Source organism: Allochromatium palmeri (assembly GCF_009720725.1).
GTDB lineage: Bacteria > Pseudomonadota > Gammaproteobacteria > Chromatiales > Chromatiaceae > Thermochromatium > Thermochromatium palmeri.
The window spans coordinates 13,977-34,075 of record NZ_WNKT01000030.1; the positions used below are offsets into that span (position 1 = coordinate 13,977).

Sequence of the window (20,099 nt, forward strand, 5' to 3'; positions counted from 1 at the left end):
CACCGGCTTTGTCGGTGCGATCCGAAGAGACTTACCGTTCCTGGGTGTGCGGGTAGTACTCGATTCTGCCTCTATTGACCGTCCGCGGGAGGCGTGACGGGATAGTCACAGAGATTGGGACTCTTATCGTATCCCCGCACCCAGACCGCCAGGTAGGTATCAACGTAATCGAGCCAAGCGGAAAAGGCTTCCGGGTTGGTGGCATGCCGGTACATTCGGGCCGTCACCACGGCGCTCCCTGCCGCATAATGGCGACAATCGGCACAGTCGGTATCAGGCACGCAACAGGCGGCGTCGCGATCCCACTGCAGATCGGTGCGGTATTGCCGAAACGATCTGCCCAGGCCGACATTGGTCGACGGGTTCATTCTCGGGTAGGAGCAGGAATAGAGCGCGTGCAGTCCCAAGCGATGGGTATGGGCGACAATGTTATAGTGTGAAAAGAGCACCGACTCGGGATACTCGCGCAAGAGCCCGGTCATCATCGCCGCCGTTGCCGACAGACTCTCGGGTGTATGCCGAAGCGAGCCGTTATAGCCTTCAGGAGCCGAGAACATGTTGAAGGTGATCTGTTGGCCGGCCTCGGCTAGCTGTTTGGTGACCTCTGCGGCCTCGGAAATGTTCTGTGAGGTAAAGGTGTAGACAAAGACCGCCCGAGGATCGTTTTCGTAGTTGGCGATCTGACGATCGAGCATGTGCTCGGCCTTGCGGACCCCCTTGCTGGTGGCGTCATTGCCCCAGACGGAAATATGGACCCGGTAGTCAATCTCGCGGGGAAGCAGTTTGAGGCCATTAGTGGCAATCGCTCCCAGGGGAATGGTGTCGGCACAGATTCGACATAGCTCGGGCACCAGCGAGGGTTCTGCCCCGGCAAGGACTGCAAAGGTGATGCCGCGCTCTTTTTCTGCGGTCATCAGCTCCTGCCAGGCGACAGGATCGCCGCTTTCAACGGCGAACTGTTTTTCGCCATTGAAATAATAGCAGCCATCGCAACGCATGTTGCAGCGATGGGTCATATCGTAGGTGGACTCGCGAAGAAAAAAGTAACGCCGTACCTTTTCCCAGCGATCCCGTATCGCAGGGGTAGCAATAATGTCCGCGAATTTCCAGAACGTGTCCTGCGTCGCCTGGCTGCTCATTTATCCCTCGTCTTGCAGTTTCTCGGTGATGTACTCGCCGATGATCCGCAGGGTGGTCAGTTTGGGATAGTCGTCCTCATCAATGCGAACGCCGAACTCATCACGAATGACCAGGGCAATAGTGGCCAGGTCCATGCTGTCGATACCCACCTCGTCAACCAGGTCAAGATCGGCTTCAAAGGTCTCAGGGGTCACATCCTCCATTTGCAACGTGTCGATGATGATTTTGGCGATGCGGAGGATATTTTGATCAAGATTGCTGTTCATGGGGTCGTTTTTAATGCCGTTTGCCATCAAGAGACATCATGCCGTAGCAGACGTCCTCTGCGTTATGGGTAATACGAAAAGAATATTGGTTATCCGTGCCCTTGACGTGGATTTCGAGCAGCTCTCCAGGTTTGACGATTCGCTTGAACTTCACTCTATGTAACCGCTTGACCCACAAGGACTGATGTCGAGCTTTACCTATTACATCAGCAACCATCTTGAGCTGCGCAATACCAGGCAAAATGGGGCTATCGGGAAAATGGCCGTCAAACCAGGGCGAGTCGCCGTTGACGACGACTCCTGCCCGAATTTCGTCTGGTGCAGGCTGATCTAAATCAAGTAGCAAAAACCACATTCTATCATTTTGTGTCCAGTTGAAACGAGACTAGCCCGGGATGGCCAGCGTGTAGCATAACCCAAGTTGCCACCTTGAGGGGGTAGCATCCATCGGGGCTTGCCTGCATTGTGTTGTACCCCTGCCACACAGCGCGAGCGGAGTACCCCGATCTGTTTGCCCTGGAGGCTTTTCCATCTAGACGGCCAGATACTCCCAGAGCGGCCCGATCAACCCTCGCTGGTGCATGGCCTGCAACGATGCGGTAACCCTCGCTCCGCCGGAGCCGACCAGCCAGTTTCTTCGCCGGGCAGCCCGATTGATGACCTGAGCTTCGATGGCAGCCAGACTGATGGCATCGGGGTGATAATAGACCGGGCGCAGCAGATCGGTGCTTCGGTCGATCTTGCCCTCGGCCAAAGCCCGGTCATAGAGGCCGGTACCGGGGTAGATCCTGATCCCGAAAAAAAAGAAAACCACTGTTTTCTTTAACTGTTCGATGGCGTCGAGGCTTTCGTCCACGGTTGCTGCACTTTCCCCCGGCCCCCCAAGCAAGAAATAATGGGCCACATGCAATCCGGCGGCACGGGCCTGCTGGTGGGCTTCCATGACCTCCGAGGGACGGAAGGGTTTGCGGTAGGTCCGCAGCATGGATTCGGACAAGGATTCCGTGCCAAACTCGACGTGCTTGCAACCGGACGCTGCCATCACCTCGAAATACTCCGGCGGCATCGCAATCGGCGCGAAAAAAGCGCCCCAGGGAATCGTCAGACCATGACGATGCAGGGCCTTGGCCACGGCCAGACTATGGGTCAAATCGGAGTTGAAGGCCGAGTCGGTAATAAAGAGATACCGGGCACCGGCTTCCTGCAGGCCCAAGGCAATCCGGGCCACTTCGTCCGGCTCCACCAGCCGATGGACGCCTCCCTCGATACGGGGGTAGGAGCAATAAAGACAGGAAAAGGGGCAGCCACGTTTGCTTTGCAGGTTGAGCATGCCGCCGTTTTTGACGTAGAACGCACTCTGCTCATCCGCAACCGGTAGCCTGCGAGACAATCCTCCCTGCCAGGATGGGGGCTGAACCGCAATGCCGCCCCTGGACAATATACCCGGGATGGCCGCGGGATCATCCCCTGCCGCAAGGGCCTCGACCAGCAGCCCAAACCGCTCACCTTCGCCAATGATGCCGTAATCAACATCAAGAAAGGCCGCAATCCGCTTCGGCATGATCGTAAAACCACTCCCACCGCAGGCAATGACAGCGGTCGACCGCGCACGCAACCAGAGCACCAGATCCCGATATTCCTCAAGAAGAAACAGGGAATCGGTGGCGTCGGTATTGTCAATATTGCGACAGGCGATGCCGATCATCTCGGGGGCAAACGCGTCGAGCAAGGCTGCCAGGGCCGATTTATCAACAACATTCAAATCGGCGATCTCGACCTGATGGACAGGCGAGAGCGAGGCCGCCACATAATCCAGACCTAATGGATAGACCGGATAGGGAGAGATCAACCGATTGGGTGAGAGGAGTAGGATCCTCACGGGCGAAAAAACTCCATGGCGGTCAGACATTGTCCGGTGCCGAGGACAAGCACCCGGCTTTCAGGGCCAAGCATGACATCCGCACCTCCGACTAGGGTACCGGGGACACGGCCTGTCTCGATACACTGGCTCGCTAGAACGGCGGCAATCGCCGAAGCCGAGGCAAACTCGCCGACAAAATCACGATACCGGCAGACAGGCAAGGAATGACCGATCAGATGCTGTAATCGTTCCAACTGCGGTCCGCTCTCGGCCTGCATGGCGGCCGGCACGCCGGCAAATAGGACAACGCTGTGCCGATGAAAATACTCCGCCCCCCCCAGAGCGGCAAACAGGCGATCAGGAAGGTCATCGCCCCCGCCTCGCCCATAGTAAGCCAGCCGAGCCAGGCACTTCGCCTGCTCGCGATCCCGGTTAACATACAGGCCGCCGCCGCCGTCAGCCAGATCGCCTGTCCCAATGGACCAATCGAGCAAAGGGGTAAATTCGGCGTGGGCTTCATCGACTCCAAGTAGCATGGCCGACTGGCCGGTTTCCGGCAACAGGGTTTGCGCCGCCAAGAAGGCCTGTTCAAAGGAATAGTCACCGCCACTGCAGGTGACGTTGGCACCGGTCGCCTTGAGTAGCATCGCCACCTGTCCCGCGGGACTGTTATGGACCGACCCGACAAAGTCAGTGGGACTGGGGAACTGCTCGCCTGATGACTCGAGCCCCTGAAGAAAATCCCAGGTCTCGGAAAGCGCTCCCCACCCAGTTCCCATGAACACCGTGTCGGGCCCATCCTGCCCCTCGGCATTGCTCCGAGCCTCCCCGGCAAGCAGCAGGGCGATTCGGGCCAACCGCTTGATCCGTCGAATGAGCCTGGCAGGCAACCGCTGGGCCAGATCCGCATCGGGAAAGCGCCCCCCCGCCGACCCCCCTTCTTGCAGGCGCGCAAACGTTTCGTGCAGCAGGCCTATTCCGGTCAGGCAGGCACTGCCGTGAATGGCGAGCCACGCCTCCCTTGAGGAGGGGAGGGGAGGGTGTTGATGCGCTAGATTTCCAAACACCAGGCTCCCGTTGTTCCCGCCAAAGCCAAAGGAGTTGGAGAGCACCGTCCGCACCGGTCTCTGGACGCAGGTCATTTCCGGGGTGAAGGCAAAGGCCGGATCCGGCTGGCGACAACCGACCGTCCCCGGGATCAGTCCTCGGGAGATGGCCAGGCAGGAGACCACTGCCTCAATGGCCCCGGCGGCTGCAAGGCTATGACCGATGGCGCCTTTGACCGAGGAAAGCGGCGGTGGCGAAGCAAAAAGCGAGGCAATGGCCCGTGCCTCCGCCAGGTCATTATCCGGCGTGCCCGTGCCATGGAGATTGATGTAATCGATATCCTCCGGAGCAAGGCCGGCATCTTCGATGGCGGCCTGCATCGCCGCCCGGGCTCCCTTGCCTTCAGGGTGGGGTGCGGTCGGGTGGTAGGCATCACAGGAGAGCCCGGCCCCCAACAAACAGGCCAATGGCTGTTCGATCTGCTCGGTGGTTAGCAGCAGCATGGCGGCCCCTTCCGCCACCGCAAGTCCCTGGCGGCCGGCATCCAGTGGACGGCAGCCATTGCGGTCGACCAGTTGCAAGGAATGGAAGCCATAGTAGGTCAGACGGCTGAGTGAATCGACCCCACCGGCAAGGACGCGGCGCGCCTGGCCGGTTCGCAGGAGGTTGAGGGCCAGCGCGATGGCGACCGCTCCCGAAGAGCAGGCAGTGGAGACTGTCAGTGCCGGGCCTGTACAGTGACAGAGGTTGGCAATATCCTCGACCAGACTCAGCAGGCCGTGTGAGCGGTAACCATCTGGGGAATGCTCTTTGTTGCGCAGCTGCTCTTCAGTGGTGAAGATACCACCGGTGGTGCACCCCAGAACGATGGCATCGGGTGGTTCCGGTTGTCCGTGCAGCGCCATCCGTGCCGCCTCGCGTGCCAAGCGATGGGCTCGCGGTGGGACTGGAGAGGAATCCAGATCCTTGACCTGCCCCGCGGGCAGGGGCTGGCCCTGGAGGGGCGAAAAAATGTCAAGTGGGGCAATGGCCGTGCGATCCGCACATAGGGCCTCCTCGGTTTCGTCAAGCCCCCAACCAAGAGGACTGACGATTCCAGCGGCGGCAACGTAGACCAGCCTTTGCTTCACGTAGCCCCTCCGGCCCGGTTGCTCTCGATGTACGCGGCAAGGGACGCTACGGAGGCAAAGACTTTCTCGCCAACCTCCTGACTATTGATGAGCACACCGTAGTCCCGGTCCACCATCACCACCATCTCCAAGACGTCGATGGAGTCAATGCCGAGTTCCCCACCCACCAGCTGGGCCTTGGCATCGAATTGTTCGGGAGTGAGACTGGAGAGATTCAACAGTTCGATCAGTTTGGTCTTGAGCTCTTCGATCAGTTCATTCATCGTACTGTCCACGTATACTCGCCTTGATAATCAATCGGGTGTTGTGTAAGGACAAACTATTCTTTCATGAAAAAGTGATGCAAGTGGCCGTTAACAAACACGTTAAACCTCGATTTTGGCCATTTTTGAGCCTTAGCGGGAGGCCGACGAACGCATGACGGACCTGACGGAATGGGCAACGGAGGGCCGCGGGCGGTATTGTCCGATGTCGACCAAAACGCCAGCGATGTTTGCCGATGCGTCCTCTTCCGACCGCGATTGTATCTGTTCTGTAGCCGTTTGCCTGCCTGTTTACCCGTCCGACTTGGGGCTATTTCCACATTATGTTGCGAAGAACCCTGTTGGCTCAAGGCCCGCGCACCGTGACGGCGGCGTTGTGCGCCATGGAGCTAAGCGCCGAGCGACGCTTCGAGCGCTACCATCGGATGCTGAATCGGGCGCAGTGGCCGTAGCGGCAGGGCGCGCGGATGCTGCTCGGGTGAGCTTTGCACGTTGCGTCGATTGCCTGGCACAAGACTTCGGAGAGGATTTCGGAGAGGATTGAGGATTATGAACGGGTTGGAACTTGAAAATCTCACTCTCGAGGATCTGCTCCCGCATCGAGACGGGATGCTCCTAATTGAGAAAGTTCTGGAGGTGGATGCCGTCCATGCCAGAACTCTGAGCAGGGTACGATCGAGCTGGCCGCTCACCGATGCCCATGGTGCTGAATCCTTGATCTGCGTTGAATTGGCAGCCCAGACCGCTGGGGTGTGCAACGGTTGGGATCGCGTCCAGACCAAGGGCCTGAACTCCAACCAAATGGGCTGGCTGGTGGCGGTGAAACGGGCCGATCTCTTGATCGACCGACTTCCCCTTGGTACCCAAATACTGGTCAGTGCGGAAAACACCCTGGTCTTTGAAAATTTCCGGGAAATCACCAGTGAACTTTATCTCGACGGCCAGCTTGCCGCCTCGGTGGTTCTTCAATTATTTCAAGGATAAAGATCGAAGATGAGCATAAATGACAATCCTCGGGTCGCCATCGTCACAGGCGGTAGCGGCGGTATCGGCCGCGCCGTTTGCGTCGAGCTGGCCAAAAACGGCTCGTTCATCATCGTCAACTATAGGCGTAACCGAGATGGTGCCGAGCAAACCCTAGCCGAGGTGCGGGCAGTAGGCGGGCAGGGCGAAGTCTATCCGTTCGACATCCGGGACCGGGAGGCGACAGAAGCGGCGATCACCGACATTGCCGGTCGTCATGGCTCCATCGACATCTTGGTCAATAATGCCGGTACCCTGGCGGACGGCTTGTTCATGATGATGTCTCCCGAAAACTGGCATGGCGTCATCGAGACCAGTTTGCACGGCTTCTACAACATGACCCGTCCGGTTCTTGAGCACATGGTCCGCGCCAGAACGGGGGCGATTGTTTCCATCTCATCGGCCTCCTCGCTGATGCCCAATCGAGGGCAGGCGAATTACGCCGCCGCCAAGGCCGGACTTAACGCCGCAAGCAAGACCGTGGCCTCGGAGGTAGCCCGCATGGGTATACGTGTCAATGTGGTGGCACCGGGTTTGATTGAGACCGACATGATTGCCAATGCTCCCAAGGAGCATATCAAGGGGCTGATTCCCATGGCCCGCATCGGTCGCCCGGAAGAGGTGGCGCAGGTGGTGGCCTTTCTCTGTTCCGATGCCGCATCCTATGTCACCGGGCAGGTTATCTCGGTGAACGGGGGCATGTTGTGAAAAGACTCGCGGTTTGGGTTCTGTTGCCGAGCCTGCTCGGGATAGGCGGAGTCGCCTCGAGTGAAGGGAGCCTCCATCCCGCTGGAGAACTTCACTCGGTCCAGGCTGTATTCACCCAGGAAAAACATCTCAAAATTCTCGCCCGACCGCTGATCTCCCAGGGAACGCTCACCTTTCAAAGTCCTCAGTCCTTGCGTTGGGAATATTTGCAGCCCATGCACACGGTCCTGTTGCTCCATGACGGCCACATTGATAAACGCATCGAACACGATGGCCACTTTGAGCGCGATAACGGCTCCGGGGTGGAGGCCATGCAGATTGTGCTTCAGGATATCGGCAGCTGGCTGGACGGTCGTTTCAACGACAACCCGCTCTTTACCGTCCACCGCCAGGATCAACAGACCCTGGAGCTTCGCCCCAGGGATCCAGGTATGGAGTCGATGATTCAACGCATCGAGCTACGTCTGGGAGCACAAAAAGGGGTGGTGGAGCAAGTGACGATTGTTGAGGGGGATGAGGACTTCACCGTGATTACCTTTTCCCAGGTTGTGCTGAACGAGGAGATTCCGGCCAACCGATTCACGACCCCCTGATCAGGCCCTGACAGACCGAGTCGATCCCTAGTGAACAGGCTCTTCTTCTGCTTACCTCGGCCTACGGCTTCTTATTCTCGGGTGAACAAGGCAATAGTGTGTACCGTTCAGCTAAATTCAGCAGAGAAGGCGCGCCCCTGGCAACAACGGCTTCAGGGGAGGTACTGGCGACTTACCCTTCCGCTGATCACCATGCTCCTGGCCGCCTGCAGCACCACCAGGCACGCCTCCCTCCCGGCGATGATCGCTGTGACGTCCGCACCCATTGCCGACCGTTGCGCCTCGTTTTTTCCCAAGGGGCGCTGGCAGTTGGCCCATGAGATCAACTTTCAGCTCGCCAATGGAGCCAACGGCAATGCCGTGGGGGTGCTGATCATCGATGGCAACGCGCTCAGTTGTGCCCTGATGACGATCGAGGGATTGACGCTGTTTACGGCCCGCTCCCAAAGCGACGGCACCCTGCAGGTTCTGCGGGCGCTGCCTCCCTTTGACCGTCAAGGGTTTGCCGCGGGCCTCATTGCTGACGTTCGGGCGGTGTTTCTGTCCCCGCCTGGAGTGGTCAGCGTCGGTCGCCTGGCCGACGGCCGGGTCCAGTGCCGCTATGCAAACGGCCAGGAAGTGACCGATGTTCTCCCGAAGATGGACGGTTGTTTCCGACTCTCGACCTACGCGCCGATGGGGTCGTCCGGCGAAACGCCGGTGCAGACCCGCACGGTCGATGCCCGTATGTGCAACCAGCACGGAAGCACTCTCATGGCGCACGAACTCAACCTAACCGGTCAGGGTGCTGCCGGTTATACTCTGAACATGCGGCTACTGAGCGCCGAATCCCTGCCCGCTATCAATCCGTGAATCCGCCATGAAATTTCGTCTAATCTATCCGAAATGGCCAAAACTGACCCAGCAAACCGAATTCCACCTCCCTCCCCATGGCCCGGTCGTCTTTGCCGCAACCCTGCCCGGCTATGTGGACGTCGACTTTGTCGACGAAAACCTCGAATCGATTGATTTTGACGATCCGGTCGATCTTGTCGGCATTTCGATGATGCTGACCGTGCAGGTGAAACGGGGCTGGGCCATCGCCGACGCCTACCGTGCCAGAGGGGTCAAGGTAATATTCGGCGGCATCGCCACCATGCTCCATGCCGAGGAGACGATGGCCCATGCCGACGCCGTCTTTCTCGGAGAAGCGGAAGGACGCATGGAGGAGATCTTTGCCGACTTTCGCCAGGGCAATCTCCAGCCTTGTTACAACTTTCTTGATGATCGCCCCGATATTGGCCTGGTGGGCACGGCCCGCCGCAGTATTCTCAATCGCTCGCTCTACAATCACAAAGGGGTGCAGATGGTCGATCTGGTCCACGCCTCGCGCGGGTGCCATTTCAACTGTTACCCCTGCGCCGTGGCCTACCTCGGCGGCCGGGAATTTCGTCCCCGACCCATTGATAAGACCATTGCCGAGATGGAGGCCATCGACAATAACCGCCTCTTTCTAGTCGATAACTCGCTGGCCCAGGACACGGCCTGGGAAATGGATCTTTTTCGGGAGATGATTCCGCTCAAGAAAAAGTGGTGCTGCCACCCCATCGAAGACAAGCCCGAAGTGCTCGACCTCGCCGCCCAGGCCGGTGCCTGGTATGTCTACCAGGCGGTGTTCGACACCTCGGATTACATCCGCGAGCGGGTCAAGCGTTATCACGACCATGGCATCGGCGTGGAAGGAACGATCCTCCTTGGACTCGACAGCCATACCGAGGATTCCATCAAACGGTTGATCGATTTTCTCCTCGACATCGAGCTGGATCTTGCCGAATTCACGGTCCTGACCCCGTTTCCTCACACCAGGGCCTATGCTGATCTCCAGCGGCAGAACCGAATCATCTCCACCGACTGGGATGACTATTCGGCGGACAAAGTCGTCTATCAGCCCAAGCATATGTCTCCGGAGCGGCTGCAGGAATTACTCGCCTACGCCTGGGATACCTTTTACCGGGACGAATCACAGAACATCAAGATGGCGAAACTGTTCCAACAGGTGGTGCGCAAGGAGATGGCGGACAATACCTTCAGGCCACGCAACCGCGAATTGAGCAACCAGACATTCGGCAAGGTGCAGCCTGGACGATGAAGCCCGCAATTCCCTGCAATGGTCCGGAGGTCGCCGCCCTGCTGACTCGAGCGCTCGATCCAGCCCAGGAATTCGTCGATGGCGGCACGACCCTTGGCTCGGTGCATGGGATGGCGGCCTGGCTGCGGCGGCAGTTCGCCGATGACTTAGAACGACAAACGCTCTGCCTGGCAACCGATAACCGTGACTTGATTGCCGCGGCGCTCCTGTCCTCCCTGGCCGGCGGGCCGATCGTGCTCCTGCCCTACAGTTTTTCCGCCCAGGCATTGTCGGGGCTGCATCAGGCAACCGGCTGCCGGCATGCCCTGGTCGACCCGGAGCAGCCACCCCCTCCAGGCATGGAACCGATCCGGCCGCTGGGGGAGGGCGGCGGGACGGCGGCCCCACTGCCCGCCATCTACCCGGATGAAGAGCTACTCCGTCTCTATACCGGCGGCACCACCGGCGCTCCCCAACTCTGGAGCAAGACTGGCACCAACCTCTTTGGCGAGGCCCTGTTCCTTGCCGCCCACTTTGCTGTTTCGTCCTCTGATCGCATCGTTGCCACCATCTCTCCCGCGCATATCTACGGCCTGCTCTATTCCGTGCTCCTGCCCCTGGTTTCCGGGGCATCGGTCGTCCCTGGGATACCGTCCTTTCCCGAGGAGATCGTGCGCTGCGTGCGCGAGCGCAAGGCAACGGTGCTCGTCAGCGTTCCCCCGCATTATCGGGTACTGCGGGGCAAAGGTTGTCTAGGGGATGCGCTCCGTCTCGCCTTTTCCTCCGCGGGCATGCTCGATGTCACGGACAACAACGCGTTCAGCCTGGCCAATCGCTGTGGCATTGTCGAGATCTACGGATCCACTGAGACGGGTGGCATCGCGCTGCGCAACCGCTCCTGTGGAGAACGCGGGTTCACCCCTTACTCCACCATCGACTGGCAGATCCACAACCAGCGACTTCAGATCCGCTCACCCTATCTTTCACCCAGCCTGCCGCTGGATGCAGCCGGAGGCTACCTCGCCAACGACTGGGTCGAGGCCGACGGGGCCACGGCCTTCCAACTGCGAGGGCGCACCGATTCCGTCATCAAGGTTGGGGGCAAACGGGTCGATCTCGAGGAAGTCAAGGCGGCGATCAAGTACATGCAGGGGGTTAGCGATTGCCTTGTCCTGGCGCTGCCCGATCGCGGCAGTCGTGAGCACCGCATCGTCGCCCTGGTGGAAGGGCCATTCGTGGAGATCGAGGACATCCGAACGCTCTTGATGACCCGCTTCGAGCCCTACGCCCTGCCCGGCGCCATCAAAACCATCGATCGACTTCCGGTCACGGACAACGGCAAGGTCGATCGCGAAGCCGTGCTCAAGCTCTTTATGCCATGACGACTCTGCAAGAGGCATTCACTGCCGGATATGTCAGTCTCAGTGCCTGGTCGGATCTGCTTGATCGGATCAATGTCTTTCCGGTGGCGGACGCGGATACTGGTGCCAACCTCCGTATCAGCCTCAGCCCGCTGCGCGCCTGCACGCTGACATCCGCGCAAACCGCCGAGCAGATCATTCACTCGGCTACCGGCAACTCCGGCAATATCGCCGCCGCCTTTTTCAGTGTTCTTCTCCAGGCAACCAGTCCGGCCGAGCTGCCTGAACGCATCCAGGCAGGGTACCGCAAGGCACGCAAGGCCGTTGCCGTCCCCAAGGACGGCACCATGCTCTCCGTCTTTGAAGCGCTGTCCGAGCTGTTCGCCTCATCCCCATCGCTCGACGCCGCCCGTTGTAAGGACATCCTTGCCGACCTCCAGAAAACAGTGCTCTCCACCGCCGATATTCAAGCTGATTGCCGGCAAGCGGGCGTAGTTGATTCCGGCGCCTTGGGCATGTATGTCTTTTTCGATGGATTTTTCCAAACCCTGACAGGAATGGATGGCGAGCGTCCGTCACTCTTTGACCTTTTCCACGGCTATCTCACCCTGGACGCGAAGTTTCGGCCACCAACAAGCGATGCGTATTGCGTCGATGTCTTCCTTGCCCCGACAAACGAGCGCTCCCTGGATCCGACCGAACTCGCACATTTGGGTGAAAGCCTGGTGGTTGTCCCCGAGCAGAACAGCCTGAAGATTCATATCCACACCCTTGATCCAGGGATGCTGCACGCCCAACTTGCCGATCTTGGAGAAGTGAGCCACTGGTCGGCTGAGCCGCTACAGGCGGAGGCGGAGGCTGATGCCGCAGAGGCGCAATCCGTTGCGGCAGGCTGTCTGCACATCATGACCGATGCCGCTGGCTCCTTACCCCGCGAGCTGGCCCGACGCTACAATATCAGCCTCCTCGACAGCTATATCATCCACGGCGACAGCGCCCGCCCGGAAAGCCTCTGTGATCCGGTGCAGATCTATGAACTGATGCGGCACAAGTACCGCCTGACCACGGCTCAGGCCTCCTTGGCCGAACGGCATCAGCGTTATCGCACTGTCTTGGAAGAATTCGGCAAAACCCTCTATCTCTGCGTGGGCTCCGCCTTCACCGGCAACCATGCCGTGGCCCTGGCCTGGCAAGAACAGCAGGACCGGGACCAGCTCCTCGAGGTCATTGACACCGGCGCCGCCTCGGGACGCCTGGGGCTGATTGCCCTGCTGAGCGCCCGACTGGCCCAGCGAACCGCCGATGCGGACGCGGTTCGCCATCACGCCCTGCACCTGAGCCGGGCCTGCCGGGAGTACGTCTTCATCGACAGCCTCCAGTATCTGGCTGCCGGTGGCCGCGTCTCACGATCCAGTGGCCTGTTCGGTCATCTTCTGGGTCTAAAACCGATCATCAGTCCGACGGCGGCGGGGGTGAAAAAGGAAGGCATGGTCCGCAGTCGGGACGCCCAACTCGCCTTTGCCTGCGAAAAAGTGCGCCGGGAGATCACCACTCCGGCCCGCGCCGTGCTCCTGCTCCAGCACTCCGACAACGAGCCTTGGGTGCGCGAAATAGCCCAACCGCAACTTCACAGCCTCCTACCTGGGGCGGAGTTCCACCTGGTTCCCCTTTCATTGACCTCGGGGGTCCATATGGGACCGGGCACCTGGTCGCTGGCCTTTGCCGAGGAGCCGTAACATGCGCGTTGCCATCGTTATACCGGTGTACAATCATGGACCGCAAATTGCTGCGGTGATCGCGGCGGCACGCCCTCTGGGCCTAGCGATTATTGTCGTCGACGACGGCTCCACCGATTCCACGCCCTCTGTTCTCCAACATCAGGAAGGTGTCACCCTGCTGCACCATGCCGAAAACCAAGGGAAAGGAGCGGCCCTGCTCACCGGCTTTGCCGAAGCTGCTCGCACCTGCGACTGGGCGCTGACCATTGATGCCGACGGCCAGCATGACCCGGCTGACGCGCTGACCCTGCTCGCGGCGGCAGAGCGAGGTGAACGAACGATCGTTGTCGGCAATCGCCAGGGTATGGCCGGTGACCATGTCCCCTGGACCAGTCGTTTTGGTCGTGGATTTTCCAACTTCTGGGTCCGGGTCTCCGGCGGTCCACAGATCTCGGATTCCCAGTCCGGCTATCGCCTGTACCCCCTTCCCGAAACCCTGCAGCTCGGGGTCGTTGCCCGACGGTACCAGTTTGAGGTGGAAGTGCTGGTGCGCGCCAAACGCGCGGGGATTGCTACCGTGGAAGTTCCGGTCTCGGTCGTGTACCAGCCCAAAGGCGTTCGCGTCAGCCATTTCCGGCCCTGGCGCGATTTTCTGCGCAACTCGAGCACCTTCAGCCGGTTGATCTACAGCCGCATTTTTCGTCTGGGCAGCAAACAATGAGTCTTGCTCCCTACGCTGTCCTGGTGCGGATCTCACGCCTCATCGGCCCTTGGTTCTTCACCAGTATCGCGCGCTGCATTGCCACCGGCTACTTTCTCTTTTCCCCCAAGGTTCGAGAAAGCCTCCGCCTCTATGCCATCGTCTTCCCCCAACGGAGCCGCTGGTTTCATCTCTGGTGCGCCTTTTGCCAGTATCAGAGCTTTACCACCATCCATTTTGATCGTTTTCTGACCAACAACGGCCAGCTGCCGATCTTTACCTGTGAAGGGGGCGAGGCGCTGAATGCACGCATCAATCATGGAGGGGCACTTCTTTTAATGTCCCATCTCGGTAACTGGGAGATGGCGGCACGGCTCATGATTCACCAGGGCTACGAGACGCCCCTGCTCCTCTATATGGGCGTCAAGGAAAAAGAGGGGGTGGAACGGCGACAAAAAGAGGAGCTGCAACAGGCTGGGGTCACGATTATTGGGGTTGACCAGGGCGCGGCCAATCCCTTTACCGCACTGGAGGGCTTGAAAATACTGCGCCAGGGGGGCTTGGTCTCCATGGCCGGAGATATCATCTGGCGGCAGGATCAGCGCCGGATTCCGGTGCAGGTACTTGGCCATCCAGCCTTTGTTTCCGAGGCACCCTTCGTTTTTGCCCTGGTCTCCGGGGCACCAATTGTCGTCTTTTTCGCCTTCCGCACGGGGCGCAACCGCTACCGGTTTACCTTTTCCGAGCCCATCTGGGTCAGATGCGAGCGAAGAGAAGATCGGCACCAAGCGGTTGCACAGGCCGCGCAACGGTATGCCGACCTCTTGGAAGCGGCCCTCCGCGCTCACCCCTACGAATGGTATCATTTCGACCGATTCCTCCTTGATCCGGGTGAGACCCCCTGACTGGCCCGATTCCCCAGGCTCGGCAGCGGCTATTTCTGCCACCAAGATTCGCTACATAGATAAGCCACCATGACAAGAGATGTAATGCAAGAAAAAATCCTGACGATCCTTGTCCAGGATTTCGAATTCCAGGAACCGGGCCTGGATGACAACCTGCGAGACGACCACGGATTCGACAGCATCGACGCGATTGAACTGCTGGGCAAGATCGAACGCATCCTGGGCTTTTCCCTCACCCGCGAGGAAAAAGAAAAGGCGATGGAGATCAGGACGATCAACGATATCCTCGACTACCTGGAGAGGATCCAACAGGGCCGCGCTCAGTAATCCTCCAGGGTTTGTTCGATGAAACGTCGCGTTGTTATTACCGCCTGCTCCGCCATCACCCCCATTGGGTACGGCCAACAATCCATCGTCGAGAGCCTGCGCCTGGGACGCTCCGGGATCAAGCCTCTGCGTGATGACGGCCTTCTCACCGGCCATATTCATTCCCGCGTTTTCGGTACAGTCGACTACCCCATTGATTACGCGTTCAATCGCTCTCAGCGTAAAACGATGGGACCGGTCGCCTATTACGCCTGCCAGGTGGCCAAGGATGTGCTCGAGGCATCCGGACTCTCCAAGGAATCTATTGCATCCGGCCGCCTTGGCGTTGCCTTTGGCTCCACCCACGGCAGCCCAACGGTGCAGCGGGATATCTACCAGACATTCTTTCAGAGCCTCGAGACCGAATTCTCTTCCATCGGCGCGGTCGATTACCTCCGCTCCATGGTCCATACCACGGCGGTCAACATCACCCGCATGTTCGGCATCACCGGTCGGGTGATCGCCTCCTCCACCGCCTGCACCACCAGCAGCCAAGCCATCGGATTTGGCTATGAAATGATCAAATTCGGCGTGCAGGATGCCATGCTCTGCGGCGGGGCCGACGAATACGACACTACAACCGTTGCAGTGTTCGACAATCTGCTTGCCTGCTCGGTCGGTTACAACGACTGCCCCTCCCGCACCCCCCGCCCCTTTGATAAAAAGCGCGATGGCCTGGTGGTTGGCGAAGGCGGTGCCGCTGTCCTTCTCGAGGAATACGAGTCCGCCAAACAGCGGGGGGCCGCCATCCTCGGCGAGGTCATCGGCTTTGCCTGCAACAACAACGGCGGCGACCTGATCCTTCCCAACCTAGATGGCATCACCTCGACCCTACGCCTTGCCCTTGACGATGCAAACATCGAGGCGAAGGAGGTGGACTATATCAGTGCCCACGCAACCGCAACCAAGATGGGCGATATCATCGAATCCCAGGCCATCGAGGCCGTCTATGGCCAATCTCCCTATGTGACCGGACTGAAAAGCTACACCGGCCACACCATGGGAACCTGCGGCGCGATGGAACTGATCATGACCCTGTACATGATGGCCGAAGACTTCCTTGCCCCTACCCTGAATCTTCAGGAAATCGATCCCCGCTGCGCCCGACTCAACTATACACCAGAGGTAATCGAAGCCTCGACTCGCATTGCTGCAATCCAAAATTTTGCCTTTGGCGGAGTCAACACCTGCCTCCTGATAAAAAACGGCAACGAGGTCGTGTAAAAATGCGGCGGTGGAGTGCGGATAGATTGTTTGATCTCAGCGTGACCTTCATCTGCTGGCTTTATTTTACCCTGGGTTTTCTTTTTCTATTTGCGCCGCTCTATCTGTGGAGCAGTCTTTTCCACAAAGAAAAAGCACGCGCCTTTCAGCGATATAACCGCCTCTTTTATCGATTTTTTTTTCGCATCCTTCACAATATCGCCCCGCGACAACACTGGGAGATCGATGCCGCCATCGGCTCACTTCGTGGTTCGGTGATTCTCTGTAATCATCGCTCCTATCTCGACCCCCTGCTGCTGATCGCCCATCTCTACCGCGCCACCACCATCGTCAAATCCGTCTTTTTCACCGTCCCCATCTTTGGCTGGGTGATTCGCACCTCCGGTTACCTGCCGGCCACGGCCAGCGGCCCGTTCGCGGCCCTGATGCTTACGCAGATGGAATCTCTGCCCGCGTATCTCGCTTCCGGGGGCAACCTCTTTGTCTTTCCGGAAGGTACGCGTAGTCGCGATAGCCGGATCGCGCCCCTTCACCAGGGGGCATTGAAGATTGCCCGGCAATGCCGGGTGCCGGTCCATGTCCTAGTTGTGGAAAACACGGACCGACTGTTCACTCCCGGCGTTTTCCTCTTTGCTGCCAGCCAGGAAAACACGATCCGCCTGCGTCTTGTCGAAACGATTGCCGTCCAGGATCTCCAATGCAGCCTCAGCGACCTTGGCCAACGGGTTCGCCGGGCCATGGAAGGCCGGCAGCGCGAGGCGGAATTGGCGTAAATACTGGATGATGGTCGTTCGCGGCCTTATTTTGGTTTTTCCGAAAACGAAGAGCATTCGATTCGGGAAAATAATACATTCAAGGATCTCGAAGGATACTAAGCATGCAACTCTACAATCTGGAATTCACCGAAGAGGAGATCCGCGCCGCAGCGGCGGCCGACCGGCTGTTATCCATGGAAATCGAGTTCAGCCGGAAATGCAATTTCCGGTGCCCATACTGCTATGTGGAAGATCCAACAGCATCGGATTTGGAGATGTCGCTCAAGGAGATTAAAGACGTTATTCTCCAGGCCAAGGAACTGGGCGCGAAAAAAATCATCATTCTGGGCGGCGAGCCTTCCATCTATCCTCACCTGGTGGAAATGCTCCGTTTTCTCGGCGAACTTGAACTGGAGATCGAGCTATTCACCAACGGCAGTGGTATCACCGAGGAGCTGGCGCAGGTTCTGGCCGAGGAACGTGTACAGGTGGTGGTGAAAATGAACTCCCGCGATGCCGCGATTCAGGACCACCTGGCCGGAAAAAAGGGCGCCTCGACGATCATCAACCAGGCCCTGGAACGGTTGCACCGGGCAGGTTACCCCTCAAGGGAGCTGGTTCTTGCAGCCAGCACCGTCATCTGTCGGCAGAACCTGGGAGAACTGGTTGAACTCTGGCAGTGGTTGCGAGAGCAGAACATCGAACCCTATTTCGAGATCCTCACCCCCCAGGCCAACGCTGTAAAAAACACCTGGCTCTATGTCGAAGCCGAGGAGTTGCAGAATCTCTTCACCCGGCTCTCAGCCATTGACCGCGAACAGTTTAATCGCCAGTGGGAGCCGCAGCCGCCGCTGGTCGGCAACCGCTGCATGCGTCACCAGGTTTCCTGCCTGGTCACTGCCCAGGGTGATGTCACGCCTTGTGTTGGCGTGACCATTGCGCTGGGCAATATTCGTCGGCAACCATTGGGCGATATCCTGAAAAACAGCGAGGTGATGAAAAACCTGAAAAACTACCGGCAGACGATCAAGGGATTCTGCAGCACCTGTGAAAAAAGCGAGGAATGCTATGGGTGCCGGGGCGCGGCCTATCAGATGACCGGTGATTACCTGGCCTCCGATCCGACTTGCTGGCGGAATACGATAGCGGCCTGTAGCCGAAAACCGGGCCTTGATCATCGATGAACGCCCCGAACGCTTCAAAAAACGTGTCTACAATCTCCGGGGACTTGAGACTCAGCTGCGGAGACAACTTACACATGACCCTCATCCCACAACCGGTGCAGAAACCGTTTCGACGCTTCGAGATCGGTGTCGGACTCATCGGCGTGGTGGCCGGCCTCTGGCTGCTGGTTCAGTTCGGATTCTGGTTGAACCGAGTGCTGCCTGAACTGGATCTCGGGATTGTCGGGGAAGGTGCGCTACGGTTGGCGCAGTCGGTCTATCTACTCGGCTTTGGCGTCAATCTGCTACGCCGTGGCTACATCTCGCTGGTCTTTTGGATGATCGCCCTGGCCGTGCTCGCCAACGTGCCGGTGATGAGTGGGGAAATCGGACTGTGAACCTCATGACGAACTGGAGCTACCTGACAGCCGGTTTTGCGCTGGAGTAGACGGGTCAGGCGTGACGCACATCAGCGCCCCAGTTGTGGGATTGAGGTTGAGAAACGGCTGATTCCAGAGGCAGACGCGCCTCCCGCCTCTACAAACCACGGCGGGCCGCATAGACATCGAGATGCACCCCCAGCGTGGAGCTGGTCGTTCCCCCGCCGCCGGTGGTGTCCGCCTCCAGAGTGGTCGTGTTCTGATCGGCCGTCAGTTGGGCGATGAGCGATTCCAGCGCGGCGATCTGCTGGCTCAGACTCATGGCGTACTGTTGATCTTCCGACGTTCCGGTCTCCTTCAAGGCGGCTTCGAGTTCCTTTTCCAGCGCCGTGATTTGACGCTCAAGCGCCGCCACCTGCGTGGTCGTGCTGGTTGTCGTGTCGCTCGTACTGAACCGACCGAACGAGTTGATGGACGCATATCCGCTGATGGCACCGATCATGGCCATATCCCCGGCTTGTTGTTCGCTCTTCAAGTATCAGCCAAACGGCCGCCGGTTGCCTGAGCCGATCACCGTTCGCGCGAGGCACGGGTCGGCTGGGGGCGAGGCTCCTATCAACGCAAAGGCTTCCGCCCCGCCTGATACGCTGTTGGCTATGCCTGGAGCTGAAGTGATGCCGGATCTGTGAGATAGGCGGCCTTCCAGCCTGCATAGCGCTCGACCAAGCCCTGCAGCGCCTTAGGCTCATAGTCGCGCAGCCCGCTCAGAATCAGGGTCTTGGAGCCCCGTCCAATCAGCTCACCCTGGGCGCGCAGCGCGAATCCAAGGCGCGCCTCGCCGCGTCGTCCCTTCACTTCCAGCTCGGTTGACTCCAGCGCCACGTCCAGATCCGGGCAATCCAGCCGGTCCAGCTCGAACGACATCTGCTCATAGATCACCAGCGGCCGGTCGGGATTGATCATCACGCCATGCTGCTCCATGAGCGGCACCAGGATGTGCGGAAAGTTCTGACCCGAAAAGGCGACGTAGCGGCAGACCAGAGACTCGATCAACGCCAGGTCGTTGCTGACGTCTCCGCTCGACTCGACCTCAAGACAGGACTTGCCGTCCTCGGTCCTGACTGTTACGTCTGAGGCTCCTGCCGCGAAGTTCAGACCGACATCCGCCCCCACCATCCCGGTAAAGCGAAACGCCATCCGGTTCGCGACGCCGAACCTGGCCAACACCAGTGCGAACAGCAGATCGCCAGGCACGCAAAAGCGCGGATTCACCGCATCATGAATGGGATTGAAATCACCCGCGACCGCCTTCGCGAAGGCACTGCCCTGCGCCGCAGAGACACGAACGGCGCCACCTTCGGGCGCGTGGAAAGGATCGAGAAACATGGC

The 20,099-nt window shown here is 59.1% G+C and carries 22 protein-coding genes; 14 read left to right on the forward strand and 8 right to left on the reverse strand.

Annotated features, from left to right (window positions below):
* Positions 1–71: 71 nt before the first annotated feature.
* The 6 genes from GJ668_RS13170 to GJ668_RS13195 form a co-directional block, all read right to left on the reverse strand.
* Positions 72–1,139: a radical SAM protein gene (locus tag GJ668_RS13170; protein ID WP_155450611.1), complete on the reverse strand. Its 1,068-nt coding sequence runs from the start codon at positions 1,137–1,139 to the stop codon at positions 72–74.
* Positions 1,140–1,433, reverse strand: a complete 294-nt coding sequence (locus GJ668_RS13175) for an acyl carrier protein (protein WP_222930788.1) — start codon at positions 1,431–1,433, stop codon at positions 1,140–1,142. It abuts the gene before it with no gap.
* Positions 1,417–1,761 (reverse strand): ApeI family dehydratase, encoded by a 345-nt coding sequence (locus GJ668_RS13180; protein ID WP_155450612.1) that lies wholly within the window; start codon positions 1,759–1,761, stop codon positions 1,417–1,419. The genes GJ668_RS13175 and GJ668_RS13180 overlap by 17 nt, the downstream gene beginning before the upstream one ends.
* Positions 1,762–1,938: 177 nt before the next feature.
* On the reverse strand, positions 1,939–3,285 hold the full coding sequence (locus GJ668_RS13185) for a lipid biosynthesis B12-binding/radical SAM protein (RefSeq protein ID WP_186343093.1): 1,347 nt from the start codon (positions 3,283–3,285) through the stop codon (positions 1,939–1,941).
* Positions 3,282–5,444 carry a beta-ketoacyl synthase N-terminal-like domain-containing protein gene (locus tag GJ668_RS13190; protein WP_186343094.1) on the reverse strand — a complete coding sequence of 721 codons (2,163 nt, stop codon included), beginning with the start codon at positions 5,442–5,444 and terminating at the stop codon, positions 3,282–3,284. The genes GJ668_RS13185 and GJ668_RS13190 overlap by 4 nt, the downstream gene beginning before the upstream one ends.
* Positions 5,441–5,707, reverse strand: a complete 267-nt coding sequence (locus GJ668_RS13195) for a phosphopantetheine-binding protein (protein ID WP_155450615.1) — start codon at positions 5,705–5,707, stop codon at positions 5,441–5,443. Before GJ668_RS13195 ends, GJ668_RS13190 begins: the two co-directional genes overlap by 4 nt.
* Positions 5,708–6,256: 549 nt before the next feature.
* Between GJ668_RS13195 and GJ668_RS13200 the strand changes: the two genes are divergently transcribed.
* The 14 genes from GJ668_RS13200 to GJ668_RS13265 all read left to right on the forward strand — a co-directional run bounded on the left by GJ668_RS13200 (position 6,257) and on the right by GJ668_RS13265 (position 18,728).
* Positions 6,257–6,691 (forward strand): hotdog family protein, encoded by a 435-nt coding sequence (locus GJ668_RS13200; protein ID WP_155450616.1) that lies wholly within the window; start codon positions 6,257–6,259, stop codon positions 6,689–6,691.
* Positions 6,692–6,700: 9 nt separating this feature from the next.
* Positions 6,701–7,438, forward strand: a complete 738-nt coding sequence (gene fabG / locus GJ668_RS13205) for a 3-oxoacyl-ACP reductase FabG (protein ID WP_155450617.1) — start codon at positions 6,701–6,703, stop codon at positions 7,436–7,438.
* A 23-nt stretch (positions 7,439–7,461) separates the two neighbouring features.
* The gene (locus tag GJ668_RS13210) at positions 7,462–8,031 is read left to right on the forward strand and encodes an outer membrane lipoprotein carrier protein LolA (RefSeq protein ID WP_155450618.1); all 570 of its coding nucleotides are present in this window, start codon (positions 7,462–7,464) and stop codon (positions 8,029–8,031) included.
* Positions 8,032–8,223: 192 nt separating this feature from the next.
* Positions 8,224–8,883, forward strand: coding sequence for a hypothetical protein (locus GJ668_RS13215; RefSeq protein ID WP_155450619.1), 660 nt, complete (start codon positions 8,224–8,226; stop codon positions 8,881–8,883).
* Positions 8,884–8,890: 7 nt separating this feature from the next.
* Positions 8,891–10,159 carry a B12-binding domain-containing radical SAM protein gene (locus GJ668_RS13220; RefSeq protein ID WP_155450620.1) on the forward strand — a complete coding sequence of 423 codons (1,269 nt, stop codon included), beginning with the start codon at positions 8,891–8,893 and terminating at the stop codon, positions 10,157–10,159.
* Positions 10,156–11,520 (forward strand): AMP-binding protein, encoded by a 1,365-nt coding sequence (locus GJ668_RS13225; protein ID WP_155450621.1) that lies wholly within the window; start codon positions 10,156–10,158, stop codon positions 11,518–11,520. The genes GJ668_RS13220 and GJ668_RS13225 overlap by 4 nt, the downstream gene beginning before the upstream one ends.
* The gene (locus GJ668_RS13230; RefSeq protein ID WP_155450622.1) at positions 11,517–13,235 is read left to right on the forward strand and encodes a DegV family protein; all 1,719 of its coding nucleotides are present in this window, start codon (positions 11,517–11,519) and stop codon (positions 13,233–13,235) included. Before GJ668_RS13225 ends, GJ668_RS13230 begins: the two co-directional genes overlap by 4 nt.
* Position 13,236: 1 nt before the next feature.
* Entirely contained in the window at positions 13,237–13,938 is a 702-nt protein-coding gene (locus tag GJ668_RS13235) for a glycosyltransferase family 2 protein (protein ID WP_155450623.1), read from the forward strand.
* Complete coding sequence (locus GJ668_RS13240; RefSeq protein ID WP_155450624.1) at positions 13,935–14,822, forward strand: lysophospholipid acyltransferase family protein; 888 nt, start codon at positions 13,935–13,937, stop codon at positions 14,820–14,822. The genes GJ668_RS13235 and GJ668_RS13240 overlap by 4 nt, the downstream gene beginning before the upstream one ends.
* An 84-nt stretch (positions 14,823–14,906) precedes the next feature.
* The gene (locus GJ668_RS13245) at positions 14,907–15,149 is read left to right on the forward strand and encodes an acyl carrier protein (protein WP_222930789.1); all 243 of its coding nucleotides are present in this window, start codon (positions 14,907–14,909) and stop codon (positions 15,147–15,149) included.
* Between the two features lie 18 nt (positions 15,150–15,167).
* Entirely contained in the window at positions 15,168–16,412 is a 1,245-nt protein-coding gene (locus GJ668_RS13250) for a beta-ketoacyl-[acyl-carrier-protein] synthase family protein (RefSeq protein WP_155450626.1), read from the forward strand.
* 26 nt (positions 16,413–16,438) lie between these two features.
* On the forward strand, positions 16,439–17,185 hold the full coding sequence (locus GJ668_RS13255) for a lysophospholipid acyltransferase family protein (RefSeq protein WP_186343095.1): 747 nt from the start codon (positions 16,439–16,441) through the stop codon (positions 17,183–17,185).
* A gap of 104 nt (positions 17,186–17,289) precedes the next feature.
* On the forward strand, positions 17,290–18,351 hold the full coding sequence (locus GJ668_RS13260) for a radical SAM/SPASM domain-containing protein (protein WP_155450628.1): 1,062 nt from the start codon (positions 17,290–17,292) through the stop codon (positions 18,349–18,351).
* A 74-nt stretch (positions 18,352–18,425) separates the two neighbouring features.
* The gene (locus GJ668_RS13265) at positions 18,426–18,728 is read left to right on the forward strand and encodes a hypothetical protein (protein WP_155450629.1); all 303 of its coding nucleotides are present in this window, start codon (positions 18,426–18,428) and stop codon (positions 18,726–18,728) included.
* A gap of 139 nt (positions 18,729–18,867) precedes the next feature.
* Here GJ668_RS13265 and GJ668_RS13270 read toward each other — a convergent pair whose 3' ends face one another.
* A complete protein-coding gene (locus GJ668_RS13270; protein ID WP_186343096.1) occupies positions 18,868–19,212 on the reverse strand; it encodes a FlxA-like family protein in 345 nt (114 codons plus the stop codon).
* Between the two features lie 152 nt (positions 19,213–19,364).
* A complete protein-coding gene (locus tag GJ668_RS13275; protein WP_155450631.1) occupies positions 19,365–20,096 on the reverse strand; it encodes a DUF3581 family protein in 732 nt (243 codons plus the stop codon).
* Positions 20,097–20,099 lie beyond the last annotated feature (3 nt).